Origin of the sequence: Streptomyces sp. 11-1-2, from assembly GCF_003595545.1 — a bacterium.
Classification (GTDB): Bacteria; Actinomycetota; Actinomycetes; order Streptomycetales; family Streptomycetaceae; genus Streptomyces; species Streptomyces hygroscopicus_B.
The window spans coordinates 1689287-1710780 of the sequence record NZ_CP022545.1; the positions used below are offsets into that span (position 1 = coordinate 1689287).

Genomic DNA, 21494 nt, shown 5'->3' on the forward strand with positions numbered 1-21494 from the left:
CCGCGTAAGGAGGTGGACATATGAGCGATCACGTCAGTTATCTGTGCGACGGCAGCCCGATCGAGGTCGTCCTCGAAGGCGGACCGGACGATCTGCCCCGGGCATTCCAGACCGGGCGATCGACCCTCACCAGCAAAAAGCTCAAAATCCAGCATCGCGATGGATACGAGCACTTCGAACTCGTCAGCGATTCCGCTGACATCACCACAGCGATCTTTCGCTGGACCATGCGTACGAAAATCGCCGAGTAGCCTCCATGGCCCCGGAACCCCGGGATCGCCGACCGGTCGCCGCCGACTCCTGATCCCGGGGCGGGGGCCGTGGCCAGGAGGTCCGTATGCTCACCTCACGATGGCGCGGCGCCGTGATCGCCGCGGTCGCGATATCGACAGCCCTTGCCGCACTGCCCGCCGGGCCCGCCTCGGCCCGGACGTCCGCCCAGCCCGGTGCCCGGGTGGTGGACGGCCGTACCCAGCCGGTGTTCTCGTATCCGGATGCCGTGCGCGAGCACCTCATGGTCCAGACGCCCGTAGACAGTGACGGCGATGGACACAAGGACCGGGTCGCGGTGGACATCATCCGGCCCAAGGAGACCCAGCAGGGTCTCAAGGTGCCGGTCATCATGTCGGCCAGCCCCTACAACGACACCGTGGGCCGCGGGTTCGAGTCGGAGCGGAAGAGCTACGACGCCCAGGGCGCCCCGGCCAAGTTCCCTCTCTTCTACGACAATTACTTCGTGCCGCGCGGCTACGCCGTGGTCGATGTGGATGTGACCGGGACCGGCAGATCCGACGGCTGTCTGACGGTCGGCGGCGCCTCCGACGTGGCGGCAGCCAAGGCGACGATCGACTGGCTGGGCGGCCGGGCCACGGCGTACGCGGCCGACGGCAGCGAGGTGAAAGCCTCCTGGTCCACCGGCAAGGTCGGCATGATCGGCCACTCGTACGAGGGCATGCTGGCCAACGCCGTGGCCGGCACCGGTGTGGAGGGGCTGGAGACCATCGTCCCGATCTCCGGGATGAGCTCGTGGTACGACTTCGCCCGCACCAACGGCGCCAAGCACTGGAATGGTTTCGCCTCCTATCTGACGACGGCGCTGGACACCGACCCACCCCAGAAGTGCCAGGCGGTGCGCGACCGGCTGCAGGCCGGCGAGGACGACGCCACCGGCAACTACAACGCCCACTGGCATGAGCGCAATTACCTCGCGCGGCCGGCGCCCGAGGTGAGCAAGGTGCGCGCGAGCGTCCTCGCGGCACACGACCTCAGCGACTACAACGTCCGGATCGACCAGTTCGCGAACTGGTGGGCCCCGCTGGCCGAGCGCGATGTGCCGCGCAAGCTGTGGCTGGGCCGCTACGGGCACACCGATCCGTTCGACTGGCCCGGTCGGCGCGCACAGTGGGTCGACACCGTGCACCGGTGGTTCGACCACTGGCTGTACGGCGTCCAGAACGGAATCATGGACGAGCCCCGGGTCGATCTGCAGACCGGCCCGACCACCTGGACGACCCAGGCCGACTGGCCCGCGCGCACCTCCTCGGTGCCTCTGCACCCCGGGCCCGACGGCTCGCTGGCGCTGAGCCCCGCGAGCGGCACCGGGACCTTCACCGACACCAAGCTGAGCGAGGCGGATCTCACGGCCGACCCGTCGGCGAGCCGTCCGGGCCGGCTGGCGTTCCTCACCCCACCGCTGCGCACCGGGGTACGGCTCTCCGGCACGCCCACCGCGGATCTGCGGGTCACGCTCGACAAACCGACCTCGAACCTCACCGCGCTGCTCGTGGACTACGGCGAGGACGAACGGATCGACTGGAACCGCAACGAGCCCCAGAACAGGATCCACGACGGTCTGCGGGGGCTGGACGAGGAATCCTGCCACGGGGAGAGCACCACCCAGGACGACGCCTGCTACCAGAAGACCGCCAATGTGACGGCGCGCAAATCCTCGGAGGTGATCGCCCGCGGCTGGATGGACGCCCAGAACCGCCACTCGGTCACCACCCCCGAGCCGATGACCCCCGGCCGGTCCTACCGGATCACCTGGAAGACACTGCCGAACGACTACGAGATCAAGCCGGGCCATCGGCTGGGGCTGGTCCTCGGCGGCACCGACGCCGACTTCCTCTACTTCGAGGATCCGACCGGGTCGAAGGTGACGGTTGACCTGGGCGGCAGCCGTGTCACCGTACCGGTGACCGCCACCGGTGGAATCACCAAGTCCCTTCGCTCATAGGCACGTTGGCGATTCCCGGGCCGTCCACCGGCGGTCCGGGCTCAGCCCTGGATCCAGGTGTGGATCACATGGGCGCCCAGGTCCGCGTACCCGTCGGCCATGCGGTGGCCGCTCTCGTACCGGGCCGTGAGGTCGCCGTAGCGGATGTCCTCCCGCGCGGAGAAGCCCAGCCGGTGCAGGTCACCGGCGAGTTCCTCCGGGGTGAAAAAGCTGAGGAAGGGCTCACCGGCCTCGGCGGCCCATGCCGCGCGGGCCTCGTGCACGGCGCGGTGCTCCGGTGACAGTGTGTCCGGCGGCTCGCCGTAGTCGAAGACGGCTCCGGAGCCGCCCGGCAGGCCCGCGATGAAGCCGAGCGTGTCCAGCACGGCGGTGTGTGTCAGATACGGCACCACCCCGAGCCAGATGAAGAACGCCGGGCGGGCCGGGTCGAAGCCCGCCGCCGTCAGCCCGTCGGCCAGGCTCTGCCGCTCGAAGTCGACCGGTGCGAAGGTCAGTGAGGGCGGTACGGGGATCTCCGTGGCGGCCAGCCGGCCGCGCTTCCACTCCTGGGTCGCGGGATGGTCCACCTCGAACACCCGCAAGCCCGCCGCCTCGTACGGATCGCGGCAGCCGAAGGTGTCCAGCCCCGCCCCCAGCGCCACCGCCTGCCGCACCCCGCGCGTCACAGCGGCGGCTACGGCGTCCTCGGCGAACCGCGCGCGGGCGGCCACGGACAGCCGCACATCTTCGCGCTCGGGCCGGAAGGCCGCCTCGAGGAGGGGGTCGTCCGCGTCGGCGGCGAGGATACGGAGCGCCAGCGGATCGTGAAACACCCGGCCGCCCTCCAGCTCCTGGTGGGCCGCGCGGAACGCGGCGGCGCCGCGGGCGGTGATGCTGGGCCGGCCGATCTGCATGGAGCGTCCTCCCCCGAGGTCCCGCCGTATGTCGCGGGCGGCACACCCTATGGTGTCAGCTCCGCACCCCGCGCATCGCCAATCGTCCATGTTCACAAGGGAGTTACGCGATGGACGGCGGCCTGGGGACCGCCCGGGCCGCGGCGCCGCTCGGCAGCCGCGCATTGTCCCATCGATGGGCGCCGAACAGGGGGCAGCCGGGCCCATCGGGTACATCCGATCGGCCGAACCGGTGAAGCTCCCCATCACTCCGCAGCCCCTCCGGATGTCGTGCATATAAATATGACAATCCGACAATTAGAACAAAAGGGTCCGGCATGGCCCGGACCAGTGCGGAGTACACCGTGTCCCATCACCCACGCCATCGGACGGCGCTGCTCGCCGTCGCCCTGCTCGGTGCCGCCACCGCGTGCGGCAGCGGGGCACCCCCCAAGGCCGAGGAGAAGCCGTCGAGAACCGCACCGGCCAGGAGCGGGGCAATGAAGGGCTTCACCCTGGTGGCCACCGGCGATCTGCTGGTGCACGCCTCGGTCATCCGGCAGGCACAGGCGGACGCGGGCGGTGACGGCTATGACTTCCAGCGCATGATCCGGGCGGCCGCGCCCGTCGTCGCCCAGGCCAACCTGGCCATCTGCCATATGGAGACCGTCTACGGGGCCGCCCATGGACCGTTCACCGGCTATCCGACCTTCAAAACGCCTCCGCAGCTCGCCTCGGCCGTGAAGAGGCTCGGCTACGACTCCTGCTCCACCGCCTCCAACCACACCCTCGACGCCGGTCCCGAGGGAGTGGTCCGCACCCTCGACGCCATGGACAAGGCCGGGCTCAAGCACGCCGGATCGGCCCGTTCCGCCGCGGAGAGCGCCCGTCCCACGATGATGGAGGCCGGTGGCGCCAAGGTCGCCCAGCTCGCCTACGCCTACGGCACCAACGGCATCCCGGTCCCCAAGGGGAAGGCGTGGCTGGTCAACCTCATCAACCCGGCGCGGATCATCAAGGACGCGCGGGCCGCGCGGCGCGCCGGGGCCGATGTGGTCGTCGTCAGCGTGCACTGGGGCACCGAATGGCAGCAGGCGCCGGACAAGCTGCAGCTCGCGCTCGCCAAGAAGCTGACCGCCTCCAAGGACGGGGGCCGCCGCGACATCGACCTGATCATCGGCACCCACGCCCATATCCCCCAGGCGTACGAGAAGGTCAACGGCACCTGGGTGGTCTACGGCATGGGGGACCAGATCGCGGGGGTCATGCCCGACAAGCGCGGTCAGATGGGCTCGGCGGCGCGCTTCACCTTCACCCCGCCCACCGCCCAGGGCAAGGCGTGGGAGGTGAAGAAGGCGGAGTACATCCCGCACGCCGTGGACAACGATCCGATCTCCCTGGTGAACCTTCCCCGGGCCCTGGAGAAGAGCCCCGGCAACGCGGGTTACACCAGCGCCCTGAGCACCATCCAGGAGGCGGTGCTCAGCCGGGGGGCCAAGAAGGACGGCCTGACGATGGGCCGTTGACCCGACCCGCTCCCCGTGCCACCTGGCGCTACCACTCGCGCTGGTCCGGCCCGCCCGGCTCGTCCCGCTGCTCCGTTCGGCCCGGCCGCTCCGCCTGACCCCCGGCCTGCTCCGCCTGCCCCGGCGGGCCGGGCTGCCCCGTCCGCTCCGCCTCCTGCGTGTGGAAGGCCAGGTTTTCGTTCTCCACATCGACGCGGACATGGCTGTGGGCCGGCAGCGTGCCGCCGAGCAGCATCCGGGAGAGCGGATTGTCGACCTCGCGCTGGATGACGCGGCGCAGCGGCCTGGCGCCGTACTCCGGCTGGTGTCCGTGCCGGGCCAGCCACTCGACGGCGGGCGGGGTGAACTCCACGCTGACGTCCTGGGCGCGCAGCCGGCGCCGGGTCTCCTCCAGCAGCACATCGGCGATCTGCCGGAGCTGGTCGTCGGCGAGCCGGCGGAAGATGACGACCTCGTCGATGCGGTTGAGGAACTCCGGCCGGAAGTGCTCGCGCAGCGGGCGCAGCACCCGCTCCCGGCGCGCCGCCTCGTCGGCCTCGTCGTCACCGCCACCGAAGCCCAGGGGGCCGCCGCGTCCGGTGATGGCCTCCGAGCCGAGGTTGCTGGTCATCACGATGACGGTGTTCTTGAAGTCGATGGTGCGGCCCTGGGCGTCCGTCAGCCTGCCGTCTTCGAGGACCTGGAGCAGGATGTTGAAGACATCGGGGTGCCCCTTCTCCACCTCGTCCAGGAGCAGCAGGGAGTAGGGCTGGCGGCGGACCGCCTCGGTGAGCTGCCCGGCCTCCTCGTGCCCGACGTATCCGGGGGGCGCGCCGACCAGCCGGCTGACGGTGTGCTTCTCCTGGTACTCGCTCATGTCGAGGCGGACCATGCGGTCCTCGCTGCCGAAGAGCGCCTCGGCCAGTGCGCGGGCCAGTTCGGTCTTGCCGACGCCGGTGGGGCCGAGGAAGAGGAAGCTGCCGCTCGGGCGGTTGGGGTCGGCGAGTCCGGCGCGGGCGCGCAGGACCGCGTCGGCCACGGCGGCCACGGCCTCCTCCTGCCCGACGACCCGGCGATGGAGGTGTTCCTCCAGGCCCAGCAGGCGTTCGCGCTCCTCCTGGGTGAGGCTGGCGACGGGGATTCCGGTCTGCCGGGAGACGATTTCGGCGATGTCCTCGACGGTGACCTCGGCGACGCGCCCGCCGTGGTACTGCGTACCGGATGCCTGTGCGATCCGGGTGTTCAGTTCGGCGATGCGGTCCCGCAGGGAGGTGGCGTGTTCGTAGCTCTCGGACGCGACGGCCTGGTCCTTGTCCCGGGTGAGCTGCTCGACCTCACGCTCCAGGGCGCGCAGATCGGTGCCGCGGCCGCTGGAGCGCAGCCGGACCCGGGCCCCGGCCTGGTCCATGAGGTCGATGGCCTTGTCGGGCAGGAAACGGTCGGTCAGATAGCGGTCGGAGAGCTCGACGGCGGCGAGCAGCGCCTCGTCGGTGTAGCGGACCTGGTGATGGGCCTCGTACCGGTCCCGGAGACCGTGCAGGATCGCGACGGCGTCCGAGGGGGTGGGCTCGGGGACCATGATGGGCTGGAAGCGGCGGGCGAGCGCGGCGTCCTTCTCGATGTACTGGCGGTACTCCCGGAGCGTGGACGCGCCCATCACATGCAGTTCGCCGCGGGCCAGCGCGGGCTTGAGGAGATTGCTCGCGTCCATCTGGCCGCCCTCGGAGCCACCGCCGCCGGCGCCGACGACCGTGTGCAGCTCGTCGATGAAGATGATCAACTCGTCGGTGTTGGCACGGATCTCATCGACGATGCCGGTGACCCGCTGCTCGAAGTCGCCGCGGAAGCGGGTGCCGGCCACGACGCTCGCGATGTCGAGCTGGACGACCCGGCGGCCGAGCAGGATGTCCGGCACATCGGCGTCGGTGATCCGCTGGGCGAGCCCTTCGACGACGGCCGTCTTGCCGACTCCGGCCTCGCCGATGAGCACGGGGTTGTTCTTGCCGCGCCGGGCGAGCACCTCGATGCTCTGCTCGATCTCCTCATCGCGGCCGATCACCGGGTCGATCCGCCCCTCGCGGGCCAGTTCGGTCAGATCTCGGCCGAACCGGTCGAGGTTCGGGGTCTTCCGCTGGTCCACGACGGGCCGCTGGTCGGTGGTGGGGGCGCTCGGCGTGAGGCCGCCGGTCTGGGGCGGCCCGGGGGCCCGGGGTTCGAAGCGGGCGGCGCCCAGGATCTGCCCGGCGGTGGACTCGCGGTTGGCGGCGAGCGCGATCAGTACGTGTTCGGGGCCGATGTACGAGGAGCCGCGTGAGCGGGCTATCTCATGGGCGTCGAGCAACGCCCGCTTGACGGCCGGGGTGACGGCGACCGAGTTGCGCGGCGGACCGCCCCCCGCCTCCCGGTCGATATCCGCGGCGATCCGGTCGGGGTCGGCTCCGGCACGCGAGACCATCGTCCGGGTGGGCTCGGAGAAGAGCGCGGCCCGCAGCAGATGTTCGGTGTCGAGGTCGGTGCTGCCGTGTTCGGCGGCGTAGGAGGCGGCGGCCGAGACGAGATGCCGCGCGTTCTCACTCATCAGCCGGCCGAAGTCGACATGTCGTGAATCGGGACGCTGCCCGGCAGGCCCGGTCCCGAGGAAGCGTGCGAGGAAGTCGCCGAGTGGATCCGGCCCGAAGTCCTCGGGGCCCTGGTTCGGGCCCTCATTCCCGCTACCCATGCGACCAGTTTAAGGGCGATTGACACTGATGTCCGTTCGTGGGCGGTTTCGTGGGCGGCGGGCCTCGGCGACGCCAGACCCCGCCCAGCTCTCCGCCAGGCCGCCTCGGCTCTCCGTCCGGCGGGGTCAGGGCTCCATCCGGTGGCGTTCGAGGACGACCAGGGCGGCGTCATCGCCCTGGTGGCCGCCTGTGTGGGAGAGCAGATCGCGGTGCACTCGGTCGACGAGGTGCTGGGGTCCGGCGCCGTTCCATCCGGGGAGCCGTTCGGCGAGCGGGTAGAAGGTGCCCTCGCTGTTGCGCGCCTCGATGACCCCGTCGGTGTAGAGCAGCAACTGATCGCCCTCGCCGAAGGGGAAGACCTCGCTGTGGTACCGGTCGGCCACCAGATGGCCAAGGCCCAGCGGCAGGGCGGGCGCATGGCCCTCCAGCGTCTTCACACCCGAGTCGCGCAGCACGATCGGCGGTGGATGTCCGCAGTTGACGAGGCGGACCACCGGCTGGTCGTCGGGGATCTCCAGCACGGCGGCGGTGACGAACGACTCCCCCGCCCCGGGCGCCTTGTCGGGGGGTTCGGTGCGCTCGGCGGACAGGGCGGTGTCCAAGTGGGCCGCCAGATCAGTCAGGGGTACGGGCCAGTGGGCCATCGCGCGGAAGGCACCGAGCACCAGGGAGGCGTCCGCGACGGCGGTCAGCCCGCTGCCCCGGACATCGCCGATGATCAGGCGGGTGGAGTTCGAGGTGCGCGCCGCCGCGTACAGATCACCGCCGATCTCCGCCCCCGGCTCGGCCGCGAGGTAGACCGAGGCGATCAGCAGCGGGCCGACCCGGGCGGGAAGCGGACGCAACAGGACCCGCTGCGCCACATCGGCCACCGCCCGCACCCGGTTCAGCTCGCGCATATGCCGGTCGAGGACCGCGCGGAACAGCACGATCATCGCCGAGACCAGGGCCAGAGTGATCACCTCGGTCAGACGGCTGGGATGGCCGAGGAGGCCCTCCGAGGCGTTCACCGCGATCTGTGCGGCGACGGCCAGGAGCCCGACGCACGCGGTGAGCAGGGGGCCGGCGAACGAGGCGGTCATGGCGGGTGCCGCGATCAGCAGCGGGCTGAGCCGGACGCTCGCCGGGGACAGCACATCGCCGAGCGTGATCAGCCCGATGAGCAGCAGGGGGATCACGACCAGGACGCGGGCACGCCATCTTGGCCGACGCAGATCCGAATAACCCTGCCGTATGTGCACATCTACTGCTTACGCCTGCCCTTGCCCCCGCGCCAGCCCCGCCCCGCCCGGCAGGGCACAACGTTCCACCGGAAGGGGCCCGGACCTCCCACGAGGCCGCGGCCTCGCCAGGGAGACCCCCGCCGCACCCGGGAGGCGGCTGTCACACTTCCGGCCGCCATCTCGTCCTCCCTCTCAGGCCGACGAGAGGATCAGGACATGGCAGAGCTGACCGACTTCGAACAGCAGCGCGACCGGCTGTGGGCCGTCGCCTATCGCATCACCGGCTCGGTCGCCGACGCCGATGACGCGGTGCAGGAGACCTGGCTGCGCTGGCAGGCGCTGCCCGCGGACGAGGTCGCCGACCCCCGCGCGTATCTGACCACCGTCATCAGCCGGATCTGCTACGACCTGCTGGGTTCGGCGCGGGTGCGGCGCGAGGCGTACGTCGGCCCCTGGCTGCCCGAGCCGGTGGTGGCGACCGGCGGTCCTGAGGACCGGGTGACGCTCGACGAGTCGGTGGGGCTGGCGCTGCTCACCGTGCTGGAGCGGCTGACCCCGGCGGAGCGGACCGCTTTCATCCTGCACGATGTCTTCTCGGTGCCGTTCCCCGAGATCGCCGAGGTCGTGGGCCGCAGCCCGGAGTCCGTACGGCAGCTGGCCTCCCGGGCACGCAAGCGGGTCCGGGAGGAGGCGCCGCGGCGCTCGGTGGACCGCGGGGAGCACCGGCGGGCCGTGGACGCGTTTCTCCAGGCGGTCCTGGGCGGTGACATGGACGGGCTGCTGGAGATCCTGGACCCGGACGTCGTCTGGCGTTCGGACGGTGGCGGCAAGGTGGCGGCGGCCCGGGTCCCGGTGCTGGGCAACGAGAAGGTGGCCCGCTTCGCCCAGGGTCTCGCCCGGGGCTTCGACCCGGCCACGATGGTGGTGCACCGTTGCGCGGTCAACGACGCCCCGGGCCTGGTCATCGCCGACCACACGGCCGGCCAGGCCGTGGTCTTCGCGTTCTCCGTGCACCAGGGTCTGATCACCGAGATCGACGTGGTCGTCAACCCCGACAAGCTCCGCCATCTCGACCTGCCGAACCTGTGACCGGCATCACCGTCACATCTGGAGCCGCTATGTCGTCCTCCTCGTGAACACCACCCGAGAAGGAGGCCGCCGGTATGGAGAAGCAGCAGGTCCTAGTACTCGGCGCGGGCTATGCGGGGCTGATGGCCGCTCTGCGGCTGGCCCCGCACACCCGCGTCACCCTGGTCGATCCGAGCACCGCTTTCACCGAACGCGTCCGGCTGCACGAGCGGGCCGCCGGACGGCCCGACATCACGCATCCGCTCGACGCGCTGACGCGGCGGGCCGGCATCGTCCACGTGGCCGCCCGCGCCACCCGGATCGACCCGGCCGCCCGGCAGGTCACCACCGACGACGGCCGACGGTTTCCGTACGACCGGCTGGTGTACGCGCTCGGCAGCCGCACCCCCGACCCCGGTGAGCGGGCCTACACCCCGGAGACGGCGGCTGAACTGCACAAGAGGCTGCTGGACGGCCCGGGTGAGCTGACGGTGGTCGGCGGGGGACTCACCGGCATCGAGCTCGCGGCCGAGATCGCCGAGTCCCAGCACACCTGGAAGGTCCGGCTGATCACGGGCGACGAGGTCGGCACGGGGCTGTCGGCGAAGGGCCGCGCCCATGTCCGGGCGACGCTCACCGGGCTCGGTGTCCGGATCGAGGAGGGCCGCCGGGTGGCGGGCCCCGAGGACATCGACACCGACGCGGTGGTCTGGGCCACCGCGATGACCGCGAACACCGCCCTGGCCGAGGCCGCCGGGATCAGCCTTGACCCCACCGGCGGCATCAGCGTCGACGGCGCCCTGCGCTCGGTGTCCCATCCGGAGATCTACGCGGTGGGCGACTCGGCGGCCATGACCACCCCGGCCGCCGGTGCCCTGCGCATGGCCTGTGCCACCGCGCTCCCGGCCGGTTCGCATGCCGCCTCCTCGATCATCGCCGAGACGCGGGGGCGGCAGCCGGAGCCGCTGCGCTTCCGGTTTGTGGTGCAGTGCGTGAGCCTGGGCCGCCGGGACGGGCTGATCCAGATGGTGCGGGCGGACGACTCCCCGCGCGAGCGGGTGCTGCGCGGTGGCCTGGCCGCACGCGCCAAGGAGCGGGTCGTGCGCTCCACGGTCAGCATGCTGCGGCTGGCGGCGCGCCGCCCCGGAGCCGTGCCCCGCATCCCCGGGATGAGCTGAATCCCTGGGCTGAGTTGAGTCCCCGGGATGAGTTGAATCCCGGGGACGGGCTGAATCCCGGGGACGGGCTGAATCCCCGGAATGGGCCGAGGGGCCGCCCAGCCGCTAGAAGGGGTAGTGCGCGTGCTGGGTGGCGAGGGTGATCCACCGGGTGTCGCTGAACGCCTCGATGCCCCAGCGGCCACCGAACCGCCCGTAGCCCGAGTGCTTGATGCCACCGAACGGGGCCTGTGGCTCGTCCGCCACCGACTGATCGTTGATGTGCACGATGCCGGTCCGGATACGGCGGGCGACCTTGAGCCCATGGGTCCCGTTCTCGGTGATGATGCCGCAGGTCAGGCCGTGGTCGGTGGCGTTGGCCAGGGCCACGGCCCGATCGTCGTCGGCGAAGGTGGCGACCACGCAGACCGGCCCGAACGCCTCGGCGTGGTGGATGTCCATGTCCGGGGTGACACCACTGAGCACCGTCGCCGGGTGGACCGCGCCGTCCGGTTCGCCACCGCCGGTGAGCACCGTGGCGCCCTTGTCCACCGCGTCCTTCACCAGGGCCGCCACCCGGCGCGCCGAGGTGGTCGCGACCAGCGGGCCGACCACGGTGGACGGGTCGGCCGGGTCGCCGCACGGCAGGGCGGCCACCTTGGCGGCGAATTTCGCGGTGAACTCCTCGGCGAGGCTCTCGTGGACGAGTATCCGGTCGCCCGACATGCAGATCTGACCGGAGTTCATGAACACGCCGAAGGTGGCGGCGTCCACCGCGTGGTCCACATCGGCGTCGTCCAGGACGATGATGGCGTTCTTGCCACCCAGCTCCAGCACCGCCGGCTTGAGGTGCTGCGCGGCCAGTGAGCCGATGGTCCTGCCGACTCCGGTGGAGCCGGTGAAGTTGACGATCCGTACGCGGGGATCGGTGATGAGCGCCTCGGCCACCTCGGCGGCGTCCTCTCGGGCGTTGGTGACCACGTTGAGCACCCCGTCGGGCAGCCCGGCGTCGCGCAGCACATCGGCGACGAAGAGCCCGCAGGCGAGCGGGGCGTCCTCGCTGGGCTTCAGTACGACCGTATTGCCTGCCGCCAGGGGCGCCGCGACGGCGCGGACACCGAGGATGACCGGCGCGTTCCAGGGGGCGAAGGCCGCGACGACACCGGCCGGTTCGCGGACGGCGAGGCCGAGCGCGCCCGCCTCCTGGGCGCTGAGCACTTCACCGCGCGGGGCGGTGATCGCGGCGGCGGCCTCGCGGAGGATGGCCGCGGCCAGGCCCACGTTGAAGTGCGCCCAGGGCGCGGTGCCCCCGGTCTCCTGGGCCATGATCTCCGCGGCCCGGTCGGCGCGCGACTCCAGCAGGTCCGCCGCGGTCAGGAAGATCCTACGGCGCTCGAACGGGGCCAGCTCGGCCCAGGCCGGGAAGGCGGCGTCGGCGGCGGCCACCGCCCGCGCCACGTCCTCGGCCCCCGCCGCCGCGACGGTGGCGAACACCTCACCGGTGTAGGGGTTGAGGTCCTCGGCGGTGCGCCCCGAGGTGGCCGGGGTGTCCTTGCCATCGATCAACAGGTCGCGGTGAAGGGTCATGTCGGATGTCCTTTGCGGTCCCTCGCCCCAAGGGCGTGTTCGCGGAATGAACTTCAGTTCACCATGGCGGACGTCAGTCTCCGCCGCGCCCCGGGCCGTCGTCAATGCGGAGGCGGCGGCGGGGCCACCGCACCCCGCCGGACGCCGTCACCGCCAGGACGCCCAGGAGGGCCAGTGCCGCGGCGGGGGCGAGGACCGTCCACGGGGCGCGCTCGGCGTAGGGGTGGTTCTCGGCCAGCAGCCGCCCCCACTCCGGGGACGGCGGCTGCGCGCCCAGCCCGAGGAAGCCCAGCGAGGCCAGGGCGAGCGCCACGGCGGGCAGGCGCAGCAGGGCGTGCCGGACGACCGGGGGCAGGACCGCGGGCAGGACGTGGCGGCGCAGCAGATGGCGTCGGGAGGCGCCCAGTGCGCGGGTGGCGGCGAGATGCGTGGCGGCGCGCTGCTGCCGCAGCAGGGCGGAGGTGTGCGCGGCCAGCGGTGCCCAGGCGACGGCGGCCACGGCGAGCGCGGGGGTGTACGGGCCACGGCCGGCCGCTCCGGCGACCAGGAGCCCGGCGAGCACGGGCGGCACCGCGTTCACGATCTCGACGAGTCCGCCGGACAGCCGGGGCACCAGGCCGAGCAGCACCCCCGCCACCAGCGCGGCGGCGCTCACCGCCACCGCGAGCGCGAGCGTGGACAGCGCGCCGTGCCCCACCCGGGCCAGCAGATCGCGGCCCAGCGCGTCGGTGCCGAACGGATGCGCCCAGGACGGGGAGGTGAGCCGGGCGGAGGTGTCCACCGCGAGGGGGTCCCGGAGGGCACCGAGCGCCACGACGGCGAGCAGGAGCGCGCCGTAGAGCAGCGGAACGGAGCGGGCGGACGGCGCGGACGGCCGGTGGAGCGAGGGCAGCGCCCCGTCGCGCAGCGCGGGCCCGAGCAACAGCCGGGACGCGAGCCCCGCGAGACCTCCGGCTGCGGCCGCGAGCAGGACGAGGACGAGGGTGCCCGCCTGAAGCATCGGCAGGTCCTGGGCGATGGCCGCCTGCAGGGTGAGCCGGCCGAGCCCGGGGATGTCGAAGACCTGCTCGACGGCGACCGCCCCGCCGGTGAGCCCGACCACGAACAGCCCGATGTTCGGCAGCACTCCGGGCACGGCACGCCGCAGCGCGTGGCGAGCGATCCGCCCGGCGGGCAGCCCGCGCGCGGCGGCGGCCCGGGCCCAGGGCTCGGCGAACGCGCCGGGCAGGGCGTCGTCCAGGACCCGGCCCAGCAGGGCGCCCGCGGGCAGGCCGAGGGCGAGCGAGGGCAGCACCATCCACCGAGGCCCGTACCAGCCGACCGCGGGCAGCCAGCCGAGCCGCACCCCGACCACGGCGGCCAGCACGGACGCCAGCAGGAACTCGGGCAGCGCGGCGAACAGCGCGCCACCACTTCCCGCACCGGCCCCGCGCCGGGCTGCCCGCCGCCCAGGGCCCTTCTGGCGGATCTCCGCGGCGTCGCGACGCCCGGCATGCCTTCTCGCCGCACCGCGCGAAAACCCAAGTAGCTCCGCTACGAGGGCCTCCGCGCGGCACGCCGAGAGCACGCACCGGACGCCGCTCCTTCGCCCACGCAGATCCGTCAGAAGGACCCTGGGCCCGAGCCACAGCGTGCGCCCGCACACCGCGCCCGCGGTGACCGCCGCGACCACCAGCGCCCCGCCCATGAGCAGCAGCGAGACGCCGAGCGCCTCGGCGACCGAGGGGGCCACGGCCGTCCCCGAGATCCAGGACCGGCCCGCGTCACCGTGCGGCAGTCCGGCGAGCCACCGGCCGAGCAGCGTCAACGGCCCGGCGTCGAGGCCGAGTTGGGAGCGCAGGGACTCCAGGAGCTCGGGGCTGGGCTCGCGGTCGGCCTCGCGCGCCTTGAGGACGGTGCGGGCGGGGTCGGTGCGGGACAGCCAGGGCAGCAGCCCGATGCCGCACAGCAGCGCCCCCGCGAGCGCGAGGCGCCACAGCGCACTCAGGCCGGTGGACCGCCCGGCGCTCAGGCGGGTGAACCGCGCCGTGCTCGGCCCGGTGGACCGCCCGGCGCCCAGTCCGGTGGACCGCCCGCCCGCGCTCGGCCCGGTGGACCGCGCCCTGGTCCGCGCGCCGCTCAACGCCGCGTACCGGTGCCGACGAGCGTGCGCTCGTACGGATCGAGGATCACACCCCGCACCGAGGCGCCGACGCCGTGGATGATCCGCTGATGGACCAGCGGGACGACCCCGTCCGTGCGCAGCACGGCGGTCTGCGCGGCCAGGGCGGCGCGATGACGCGCGGCCCCCTCGGCGCGGGACCCGGCCTCGGCGACCGCGCGGTCCACGGCCTTGTCGCACACCCGGGCCAGGTTGTAGCCGCCGTCGCAGGTGAAGTCGTCGGCGAGATAGGAGACCGGGTCGCCGGTGTCGAGCATGGTGTTACGGGCGGCCACCACGGCGTCGAACTTCCCGGCCAGGGCGTCGCCTTCGAGCCGGGAGTACTCCCGCACCTCCAGCTGCACACTGAACCCGGCCTCGCGTAGCTGCTGTTGCAGCACCTGGGCGACCTCGGGCAGCTCGGGCCGGTTGTCGTAGGTGGCGAGGGTGAGCGCGGTGTTCCCGGCGCGCTTGGCGGCGGGGCGGCCGGACGGCCGGGGGCGCTCACCCGCGGCCCAGGTGAGGGCCGGGCCGAACAGGCCGCGGCCGGTGTCGGCATGCCCCTCGTACACGTCCTCAGCGAGGGCGGAGGCGTCGACGGCCTCGCGGGCTGCGGCGCGGACGGCGGGGTCGGCGAAGGGGCCGGAGCGGGTGTTGAGGAAGAGGGCGGTGGTGCGGGCGGTGGGCACCTCGCGGACGGTCGGCTGGTCGAGGGTGGCCGCCTGGGATACCGGGACCGCCTCGGCCATGTCCACCTCGCCGCTGCGCAGCGCGTTGGTGCGGGCCGTGCCGTCGGCTATGAAGCGGACATCGAGACCGGAGGCGTGGGCGAGGCCGCCCCAGTAGTCGTCGAAACGGTGGAGGGTGGCGCGGGTGGCGCCGCCCGTCCTGGCCAGGGTGAAGGGACCGGTTGCGGTGCCGGCCGGATCGACGGCCGCTTTCCCGTCCGCCGCTTCCGAACGCGCCTTCGCCGAACCGGACTTATCCGTACCGGCCGTCCTCGTACCGGCCTTCGTGCGATACGCCTTGGGCGCGAGGACGGCCAGGCTAGGGCTGGACAGTCGGAGCGGCAGAGCGGAGTCGGCGGTGGCGGTGGTGACCCGGACCCGCCGCTCCCCCACCGCCTCGGCGGTGAGCGTGACCCCGGTGAGCGCGGCGGGCCCGGGATCGGCGTGGGTGGCATGGGTGAGGGCGCCCGCCACCGCCTCCGGGGTGACCTCGGTGCCGTCCTGGAACCGCGCCTCGCGCAGGGTGAACACCCAGCCGCCGCCGCTCTCCCGGGTCCAGGACTCGGCGAGGGCGGGCACCGCGCCGCCGTTGCCGTCCAGCCGGGTCAGCCCCTCGGTGACCCCGAGCCGGCTGAGCAGGGTGGCGTCGGCGCCGTACGGGGAGAAGCGCTCGGCGGGCGGGAAGGCCATCGCGACCCGGAGGCGTCCGCCGCCCGCACCGGCCCCGGCGTCGTACGGCGAACCGTCACGGGCCGCGAAACATCCGGCGAGCAGCGGGACGAGCAGCAGCGCGGCGGCCCACCGGCGGCGGACAGAGTGCATGGGCGTGGTTCTCCAGGGGCTGCGCGGGGACGGCGAAACACCAATGCTAGATGATAATCATTTCCATCAACTCATGGCATCCCCGGCCCCATGGGGACCTCGAAGTGGACGATGCCCTGGCCGCCCCCGGGCGCCTCCCGCTCATCGCAGACGACCTTCCCCAGGGACCGCCAGAACGGCTCGGCGCCCGCCACCCCCGGATCGGTGTGCAGATAGACCGCGCGATAGCCGCCGTCCGCCACGGCGAAGTCCAGCAGCGCATGCACCAGCCGCCGGGCCAGCCCATTGCGCCGATGTTCGGATCGCACATAGACCCGGCGCAACTGGGCGGTCTCCCCCGACGGGTACCGCGCGGCCAGCCACGACGGGTTGGGCGGATGGGCCGGGCCCCGGGAGTCGAGCGCGGCGGTCGCCACGACCGCCCCGTCGCTCTCGTCCACCGCCACCAGCAGCGTGTGGCGCGCACCGTCCAGATACGCGGCGGCGGGATCGATGACGTCGGCGTGCCAACGAGGCACATAGCCGGTTCCGAAGTCGCGATAGACGGTGTCGAGCATCACGCTGCGGACGGCGTCGAGGTCATCGGGGGTCGCGGTTCTGATGCGATAGCTGGGCACCTGCGCATCGTACGCAATAAGCCTACGCGCTGATCGTACTGGCAGACTGGTCCGGGACCGGAGGAGGGGGCCGATGGGGCGGGGACGGCCGTCGATGCAGGAGCTGATCCAGCGGCGCAGGAACGCCGGATTCGTGGGGCGGCACCGGGAACTGGACGCGTTCCGGGACAACTTCGGGCTGCCGCCGGAGGACGGGCGGCATCGCTTCGTCTTCCATGTGCACGGCCACGCGGGCGTGGGCAAGACCTGGCTGACGCGCCGGCTGGAACAGACCGCCCGCCAGGAGTACGGCGCGCTCACCGCCCGCGTCGACGAGGCGGCGGGCTCCGTCCCCGAGGCGATGGCCGCGATCAGCGAGCAATTCGCCCGCCAGGGGCGGGAGTTCACGGCGTTCGACCGGCGGCTCGCCACGTATCGGCAGCGCCGCCATGAGGCGGAGTCGGTACCGGTGGAGGGCGAGCGGACCGGGCCCAGCACCGGCAGCATGGTCGCCGCGCGAGCCGGGCTCACCGGCCTCGGCCTGGTGCCGGGGGTCGGGGCACTGGCGGGCGCCGTCGACCCGGTGCCGATCGCCGAGGGCACCGACCGGCTGCGCGCGGCACTCAGCTCGCGGTTCCGCGACCACAAGGACGTCCAGCTCGTGCTGGACCCGGTGGAGACGCTGACCCCGCTGCTGGTCAGGGAGTTGTCGGAGGCGGCAGCGGCGGTGCCGTGGCTGGTGCTGCTCTTCGACACCTACGAGCGCCTCGGCCCGCTGCTCGACCCCTGGCTGCGCACCCTGCTGACCAGCGAACGCCTTGGCACCCTCCCCGCCAACACCGTGCTGGTGCTGGCCGGGCAGACCCGCCCGGACCCCGGCTGCTGGGGCGACCTGGCCGATGTGGTCGCGGAGTTGCCGCTGGAGCCGTTCACCGACGCGGAGGCCCGGCAACTGCTCACCGCCAAGGGGATCACCGATGAGCCGGTGGTGCGGGAGGTGCTGCGGCTCTCCGGCCGGCTGCCGGTGCTGGTGTCCACCCTCGCCGAGAATCCCGGAACCAGCGGCGACCTGGACGATCCCAGCGCCACCGCCGTCGACCGGTTCCTGAAGTGGGAGCGCGATCCGGTGCGCCGCTCCGCCGCCCTGGCGGGCGCGCTGCCCCGGCGGCTGAACGAGGACGTGTTCAGGGCGGCGGCGGACGAGGACGGCGCCGAGCTGTTCGGCTGGCTGCGGTCGCTGCCCTTCATCGGCGACCGTAACGGGGCGGCCCGCTACCACGATGTGGTCCGCGCCCCGATGCTGCGGCTTCAGTGGAGCACCTCACCGCAGCGGTGGAGCGCGGCGCACACCCGGCTGGCGGAGACCTTCGCCGGGTGGCGGGAGTCGGCCGCCGGGGGGCTCGACGCGCGCGACGGGTGGCGGCTGGACGCCTGGAGCGGACCGCGTCTGGAGGAGTGGTACCACCTGCTGTGCGCACGGCCGCCGGCGGCGCTGCCCGGGGCGCTGCGGGACGGGATCGACGCCTGCGACGCGGGTCCGGCGGTGGCCCGGCGCTGGGCGTCCACCCTGGTCGAGGCGGGCGAGGACGCCGACTCGGACGCGGTGCGCACCTGGGGGCGGCGCCTGGTGGAGGCGCTGGCGGACGAACGGCGGCGCGGTATCGAGGCGCTGGGGCTGCTGCTGGCACGGGCCGGGCTGGACGCCGCCGACCGGGTCGCGGCACTCGTCGTACGGGGGTGGCACCGCCGGTCGGTCGAGGAGTACGACGCGGCGCTGGAGGACTTCCGCCGGGCGATCGAGCTGGACCCCGGGAACGTACGCGCGCACTTCGGGCGTGCCGTGGTCCACCGGGCGACCGGGGACTTCACCGCGGCGATGGACGCGCTGGACGGCGTGGAGGCGCTGGAGCCGGGCTCGACCTGGGTTCAGCGGGAGCGCGGGGAGACCTGCCGCCGGGCGGGCCGGTACGAGGAGGCGCTGGCCCTGCTCGACCCGGTGGTCGAGGCCGATCCGGCGGACCATGTGGCCCTGGGCAGCCGCGGCCAGACCATGATGGCGCTCGGCCGGATCCAGGAGGCCCTGGCGGACTTCGACCGGGCCATCGAGCGGCACGGCGACTACACCTGGGCGCTGGTCCGGCGGGCCCGTGTCCGCAGCACCCTGGGGGACGCGGCGGGCGCGCTGGAGGACCTGGACCGGGCGGAGGCGCTGGAGCCGGGCGTCCCGGGAACGCTGGGCGAGCGCGGCGATGTCCACCGCTTCGCGGGCCGCTACGAGGAGGCCATCGCGGCGTACGACCGGGCGCTGGCCCTCGACCCGGGCTACGCCTGGGCCCTGGGGAGCCGCGCGATGGCCAACGAGGCCCTGGGCAGACGCGCGGAGGCGCTGGCGGACCTGGACCGGGCGGTGGAACTGAATCCCGGCTACGCCTGGGCCGTGGCGCAGCGCGAGCGTTTGCTGCTCGGCGGGGATTCACCGGAGGGCGGACGGAACGACGGACCGGTGTGACCTCCCGGCACCCGCGCTTCCGGCTCCTCTCCCTCCGCGGCCGGTCACCGGCCCTGTCGTGACACGCCCCGGGTGATGCAGGACGACACGGCGTGGCGTACTGCGCGCAGCACGGCACGGCAGCGCGACAGATACCGGGCCGGGCGGGACCGGCGGACCGGGCGCGCTGTGGCCGATGGAGCCGGTACGGCCGACGGGGCCGGTGCGGACGCCGGAGCCGGTACGGCCTCGGCTACGGACACGTCCTGAGCGGTGGCGTCCACCGGATCGGGAGCGGCCGGATCGGCCGGGGGCGGCGACGGATCGGTGGTCAGGGCCTGCGGGGTGACGGGGCGCCGGGTGGCTTCTGCGCGCATCATCGCGCGCATGGCGGCATAGACATCGATGGGCATGCGGATACTCCTGCGGTCTCGGACGTCCGATGGCTGAGCGGGCAGGGCACACCGCATCCGGGATCCGCGCGGCAGCCGCGGAATCGGGATGACGGACGTGCCCGGGCCCGGTCAGCAGCGCAGGACGACGGACCGTGAGGAGAGCCGATCGGCCGGGATGCCGCCACCGGCGGCGAACGGGGCGACGCCCGGCGCGGGGTCGGCGGGGCGACCGCGGACCGCGACGAGCACGAGGGGGCCGAGGGACGTCGAGAGGGATCGATGGGCGCCGAACGAGGCGCCGTGGACCACCCGCCCGGCATGCCGCGCCGGATGCCCGGCACCGTCCCGGGCGAAGAGCTTGGCCGACGCCGAAGCGGGGGAGCGCTCGTCCTCGGTCTCCGGCGCCACCGGAACAGGCGCTGGGACGACGGGAGCACCCACGGGGGCGGACGCGGCGAGGCCCAGGGCCGGGGCGGGGGCGGGGGCACCGGCGTCACCGGGCGTGGACGTGGCCGGGACCAGGGCCGTGGCCGGGCTCGGAGGCCCGGCCGCGCACTGGTCCGGCCCGGTGGACGGCGAGTCGCGGACGACCCCCAGTGCCAGCACGGCATGCAGCAGCGTGACCGCCAGCAGCAGAAGGACGGCGGCCGTGCACGGGCCGCCGCACACCGCGGGGCGGTTCGTGTCGCGGCCGTGCACCATGCGGCCTCCCTCGCCGATCCCCCTCCAGGGAACCCCGCACAGCGGAAGACGACACTCCGATTACCGGGAAAAGTCTATACTTTCACCCGTGTCGGTTATCTCCTCGAACACACATATCGCCGCATTTCGAGGAATCACCGGCCGCCGTGGTGTGATCATTCGAGCAGCGTGGCCGGTGCGGCCTGCCGCCAGGAGTCCAGCAGGATGTCCCGCAGCTCATCGACGTCCTCCAGCGCGGCGAGCCGCACCCGCACCCAGGCCGAACTCGCCTCATGGGCGGCGACCCAGAACTTCTCCGGCTCCGCCAGCACCAACTCCTTCCGCTCCTCCTTGGGACATCTGACGGCCATCGAGGTCTCGTCCTCGGGCAAGGTGGCGAACATCTTCCCGGCGACCCGGAAGGTGGGCATCGACCAGGCGATCTTCTCTGTGGTCTCCGGCAGCGACAGGGCGACGGCACGGACATCGTCGGAGGTGGTCATGGCCCGACCGTAGAACACCCCACCGACAAGCGTGCCCGTGCTTGAATGCCCAGGTGACGGATCTGGACGTGCTCAAGGTGTTCTGCGGGCCCTACGGCCGCGGTGGCAATGAACTCGGCGTGGTGCGGGACGGCGCCGCCGTGGTCGGCGAGGCGGAGCGGCAGCGGGTCGCCGCCCGGCTGGGGTTCAGCGAGACCGTGTTCGTGGACGACCCGGAGCGCGGCGTCGTCGACATCTACACCCCGAGCGTCCGGCTGCCCTTCGCGGGCCATCCGCTGGTGGGCACCGCCTGGCTGCTGGACCTGCCCGAGCTGCTGCCGCCCGCCGGTGAGGTCCCCACGCGCCAGGACGGCGAGTTCACCTGGATCACCGGCCGGCCCGCGTGGGCGGCCGGGCGGCGCACCCAGCGGTACGCCTCCCCGGAGGAGGTCGAGGCGCTGCCCACCCCTCCCGAGGGCGAAGGCTGGCTCTACGCCTGGGCGTGGCAGGACGAGGCGGCGGGCCGGGTGCGGGCGCGCGCGTTTCCCCGCCGCGGTGACGGGATCGTCGAGGACGAGGCCACCGGCGCCGCCGCCCTGATTCTCTCGGGCGAGCTGGGCCGTGCCCTCAACATCACCCAGGGCGTGGGGTCGCAGATCCTGACCGGCCCCCTGCCGGACGGCTCCATCGAGATCGGTGGCCGGGTCGAGCTCGCCGAGGTCCGCTCGCTGTAGGCCCCTCGCGGAGACGTGCCGGCCCGGCGGCCGTCCTGACCACGACGGCCCGGCGGAAGT

General features: G+C 73.1%; 17 protein-coding genes. 7 read left to right on the plus strand and 10 right to left on the minus strand.

Annotation, left to right across the window (positions count from 1 at the left end):
* Positions 1–20 precede the first annotated feature (20 nt).
* Both CGL27_RS06650 and CGL27_RS06655 read left to right on the plus strand, forming a co-directional pair.
* Positions 21–251: a DUF5988 family protein gene (locus CGL27_RS06650; protein ID WP_119985235.1), complete on the plus strand. Its 231-nt coding sequence runs from the start codon at positions 21–23 to the stop codon at positions 249–251.
* Positions 252–337: 86 nt separating this feature from the next.
* Complete coding sequence (locus tag CGL27_RS06655; RefSeq protein ID WP_119985237.1) at positions 338–2236, plus strand: Xaa-Pro dipeptidyl-peptidase; 1899 nt, start codon at positions 338–340, stop codon at positions 2234–2236.
* A 41-nt stretch (positions 2237–2277) separates the two neighbouring features.
* On the opposite strand, the gene CGL27_RS06660 is transcribed toward CGL27_RS06655, so the two are convergent.
* Positions 2278–3129 (minus strand): SAM-dependent methyltransferase, encoded by an 852-nt coding sequence (locus CGL27_RS06660; RefSeq protein WP_119985239.1) that lies wholly within the window; start codon positions 3127–3129, stop codon positions 2278–2280.
* A gap of 317 nt (positions 3130–3446) precedes the next feature.
* On the opposite strand from CGL27_RS06660, the gene CGL27_RS06665 reads away from it, so the two are divergent.
* Positions 3447–4634, plus strand: a complete 1188-nt coding sequence (locus CGL27_RS06665) for a CapA family protein (RefSeq protein WP_119985241.1) — start codon at positions 3447–3449, stop codon at positions 4632–4634.
* Between the two features lie 28 nt (positions 4635–4662).
* Here CGL27_RS06665 and CGL27_RS06670 read toward each other — a convergent pair whose 3' ends face one another.
* Positions 4663–7332 carry an ATP-dependent Clp protease ATP-binding subunit gene (locus CGL27_RS06670; RefSeq protein ID WP_119985242.1) on the minus strand — a complete coding sequence of 890 codons (2670 nt, stop codon included), beginning with the start codon at positions 7330–7332 and terminating at the stop codon, positions 4663–4665.
* A 126-nt stretch (positions 7333–7458) separates the two neighbouring features.
* Complete coding sequence (locus CGL27_RS06675; RefSeq protein ID WP_346345724.1) at positions 7459–8511, minus strand: PP2C family protein-serine/threonine phosphatase; 1053 nt, start codon at positions 8509–8511, stop codon at positions 7459–7461.
* Between the two features lie 261 nt (positions 8512–8772).
* On the opposite strand from CGL27_RS06675, the gene sigJ reads away from it, so the two are divergent.
* Both sigJ and CGL27_RS06685 read left to right on the plus strand, forming a co-directional pair.
* Complete coding sequence (sigJ, locus tag CGL27_RS06680) at positions 8773–9645, plus strand: RNA polymerase sigma factor SigJ (protein WP_078638939.1); 873 nt, start codon at positions 8773–8775, stop codon at positions 9643–9645.
* 74 nt (positions 9646–9719) lie between these two features.
* Positions 9720–10802 carry an FAD-dependent oxidoreductase gene (locus CGL27_RS06685; protein ID WP_078638940.1) on the plus strand — a complete coding sequence of 361 codons (1083 nt, stop codon included), beginning with the start codon at positions 9720–9722 and terminating at the stop codon, positions 10800–10802.
* Between the two features lie 105 nt (positions 10803–10907).
* Here the strand turns inward: CGL27_RS06685 and CGL27_RS06690 are convergent, their stop codons facing one another.
* The 4 genes from CGL27_RS06690 to CGL27_RS06705 form a co-directional block, all read right to left on the minus strand.
* Positions 10908–12368, minus strand: a complete 1461-nt coding sequence (locus tag CGL27_RS06690; RefSeq protein ID WP_119985244.1) for an aldehyde dehydrogenase family protein — start codon at positions 12366–12368, stop codon at positions 10908–10910.
* 73 nt (positions 12369–12441) lie between these two features.
* Positions 12442–14490 carry an ABC transporter permease subunit gene (locus CGL27_RS06695; RefSeq protein ID WP_240450378.1) on the minus strand — a complete coding sequence of 683 codons (2049 nt, stop codon included), beginning with the start codon at positions 14488–14490 and terminating at the stop codon, positions 12442–12444.
* Complete coding sequence (locus CGL27_RS06700; protein WP_119985246.1) at positions 14487–16058, minus strand: ABC transporter substrate-binding protein; 1572 nt, start codon at positions 16056–16058, stop codon at positions 14487–14489. Before CGL27_RS06700 ends, CGL27_RS06695 begins: the two co-directional genes overlap by 4 nt.
* A 71-nt stretch (positions 16059–16129) precedes the next feature.
* Positions 16130–16675 carry a GNAT family N-acetyltransferase gene (locus tag CGL27_RS06705; RefSeq protein WP_119985248.1) on the minus strand — a complete coding sequence of 182 codons (546 nt, stop codon included), beginning with the start codon at positions 16673–16675 and terminating at the stop codon, positions 16130–16132.
* Positions 16676–16748: 73 nt separating this feature from the next.
* Between CGL27_RS06705 and CGL27_RS06710 the strand changes: the two genes are divergently transcribed.
* Complete coding sequence (locus CGL27_RS06710) at positions 16749–19163, plus strand: tetratricopeptide repeat protein (protein WP_240450379.1); 2415 nt, start codon at positions 16749–16751, stop codon at positions 19161–19163.
* A gap of 44 nt (positions 19164–19207) precedes the next feature.
* Here CGL27_RS06710 and CGL27_RS06715 read toward each other — a convergent pair whose 3' ends face one another.
* The 3 genes from CGL27_RS06715 to CGL27_RS06725 form a co-directional block, all read right to left on the minus strand.
* Positions 19208–19555, minus strand: a complete 348-nt coding sequence (locus CGL27_RS06715) for a hypothetical protein (RefSeq protein ID WP_119985250.1) — start codon at positions 19553–19555, stop codon at positions 19208–19210.
* A 111-nt stretch (positions 19556–19666) separates the two neighbouring features.
* A complete protein-coding gene (locus tag CGL27_RS06720) occupies positions 19667–20239 on the minus strand; it encodes a hypothetical protein (protein WP_119985252.1) in 573 nt (190 codons plus the stop codon).
* 155 nt (positions 20240–20394) lie between these two features.
* Positions 20395–20721, minus strand: coding sequence for an MmcQ/YjbR family DNA-binding protein (locus tag CGL27_RS06725; RefSeq protein ID WP_059144654.1), 327 nt, complete (start codon positions 20719–20721; stop codon positions 20395–20397).
* 53 nt (positions 20722–20774) lie between these two features.
* On the opposite strand from CGL27_RS06725, the gene CGL27_RS06730 reads away from it, so the two are divergent.
* On the plus strand, positions 20775–21434 hold the full coding sequence (locus CGL27_RS06730; protein WP_078638946.1) for a PhzF family phenazine biosynthesis protein: 660 nt from the start codon (positions 20775–20777) through the stop codon (positions 21432–21434).
* Positions 21435–21494 lie beyond the last annotated feature (60 nt).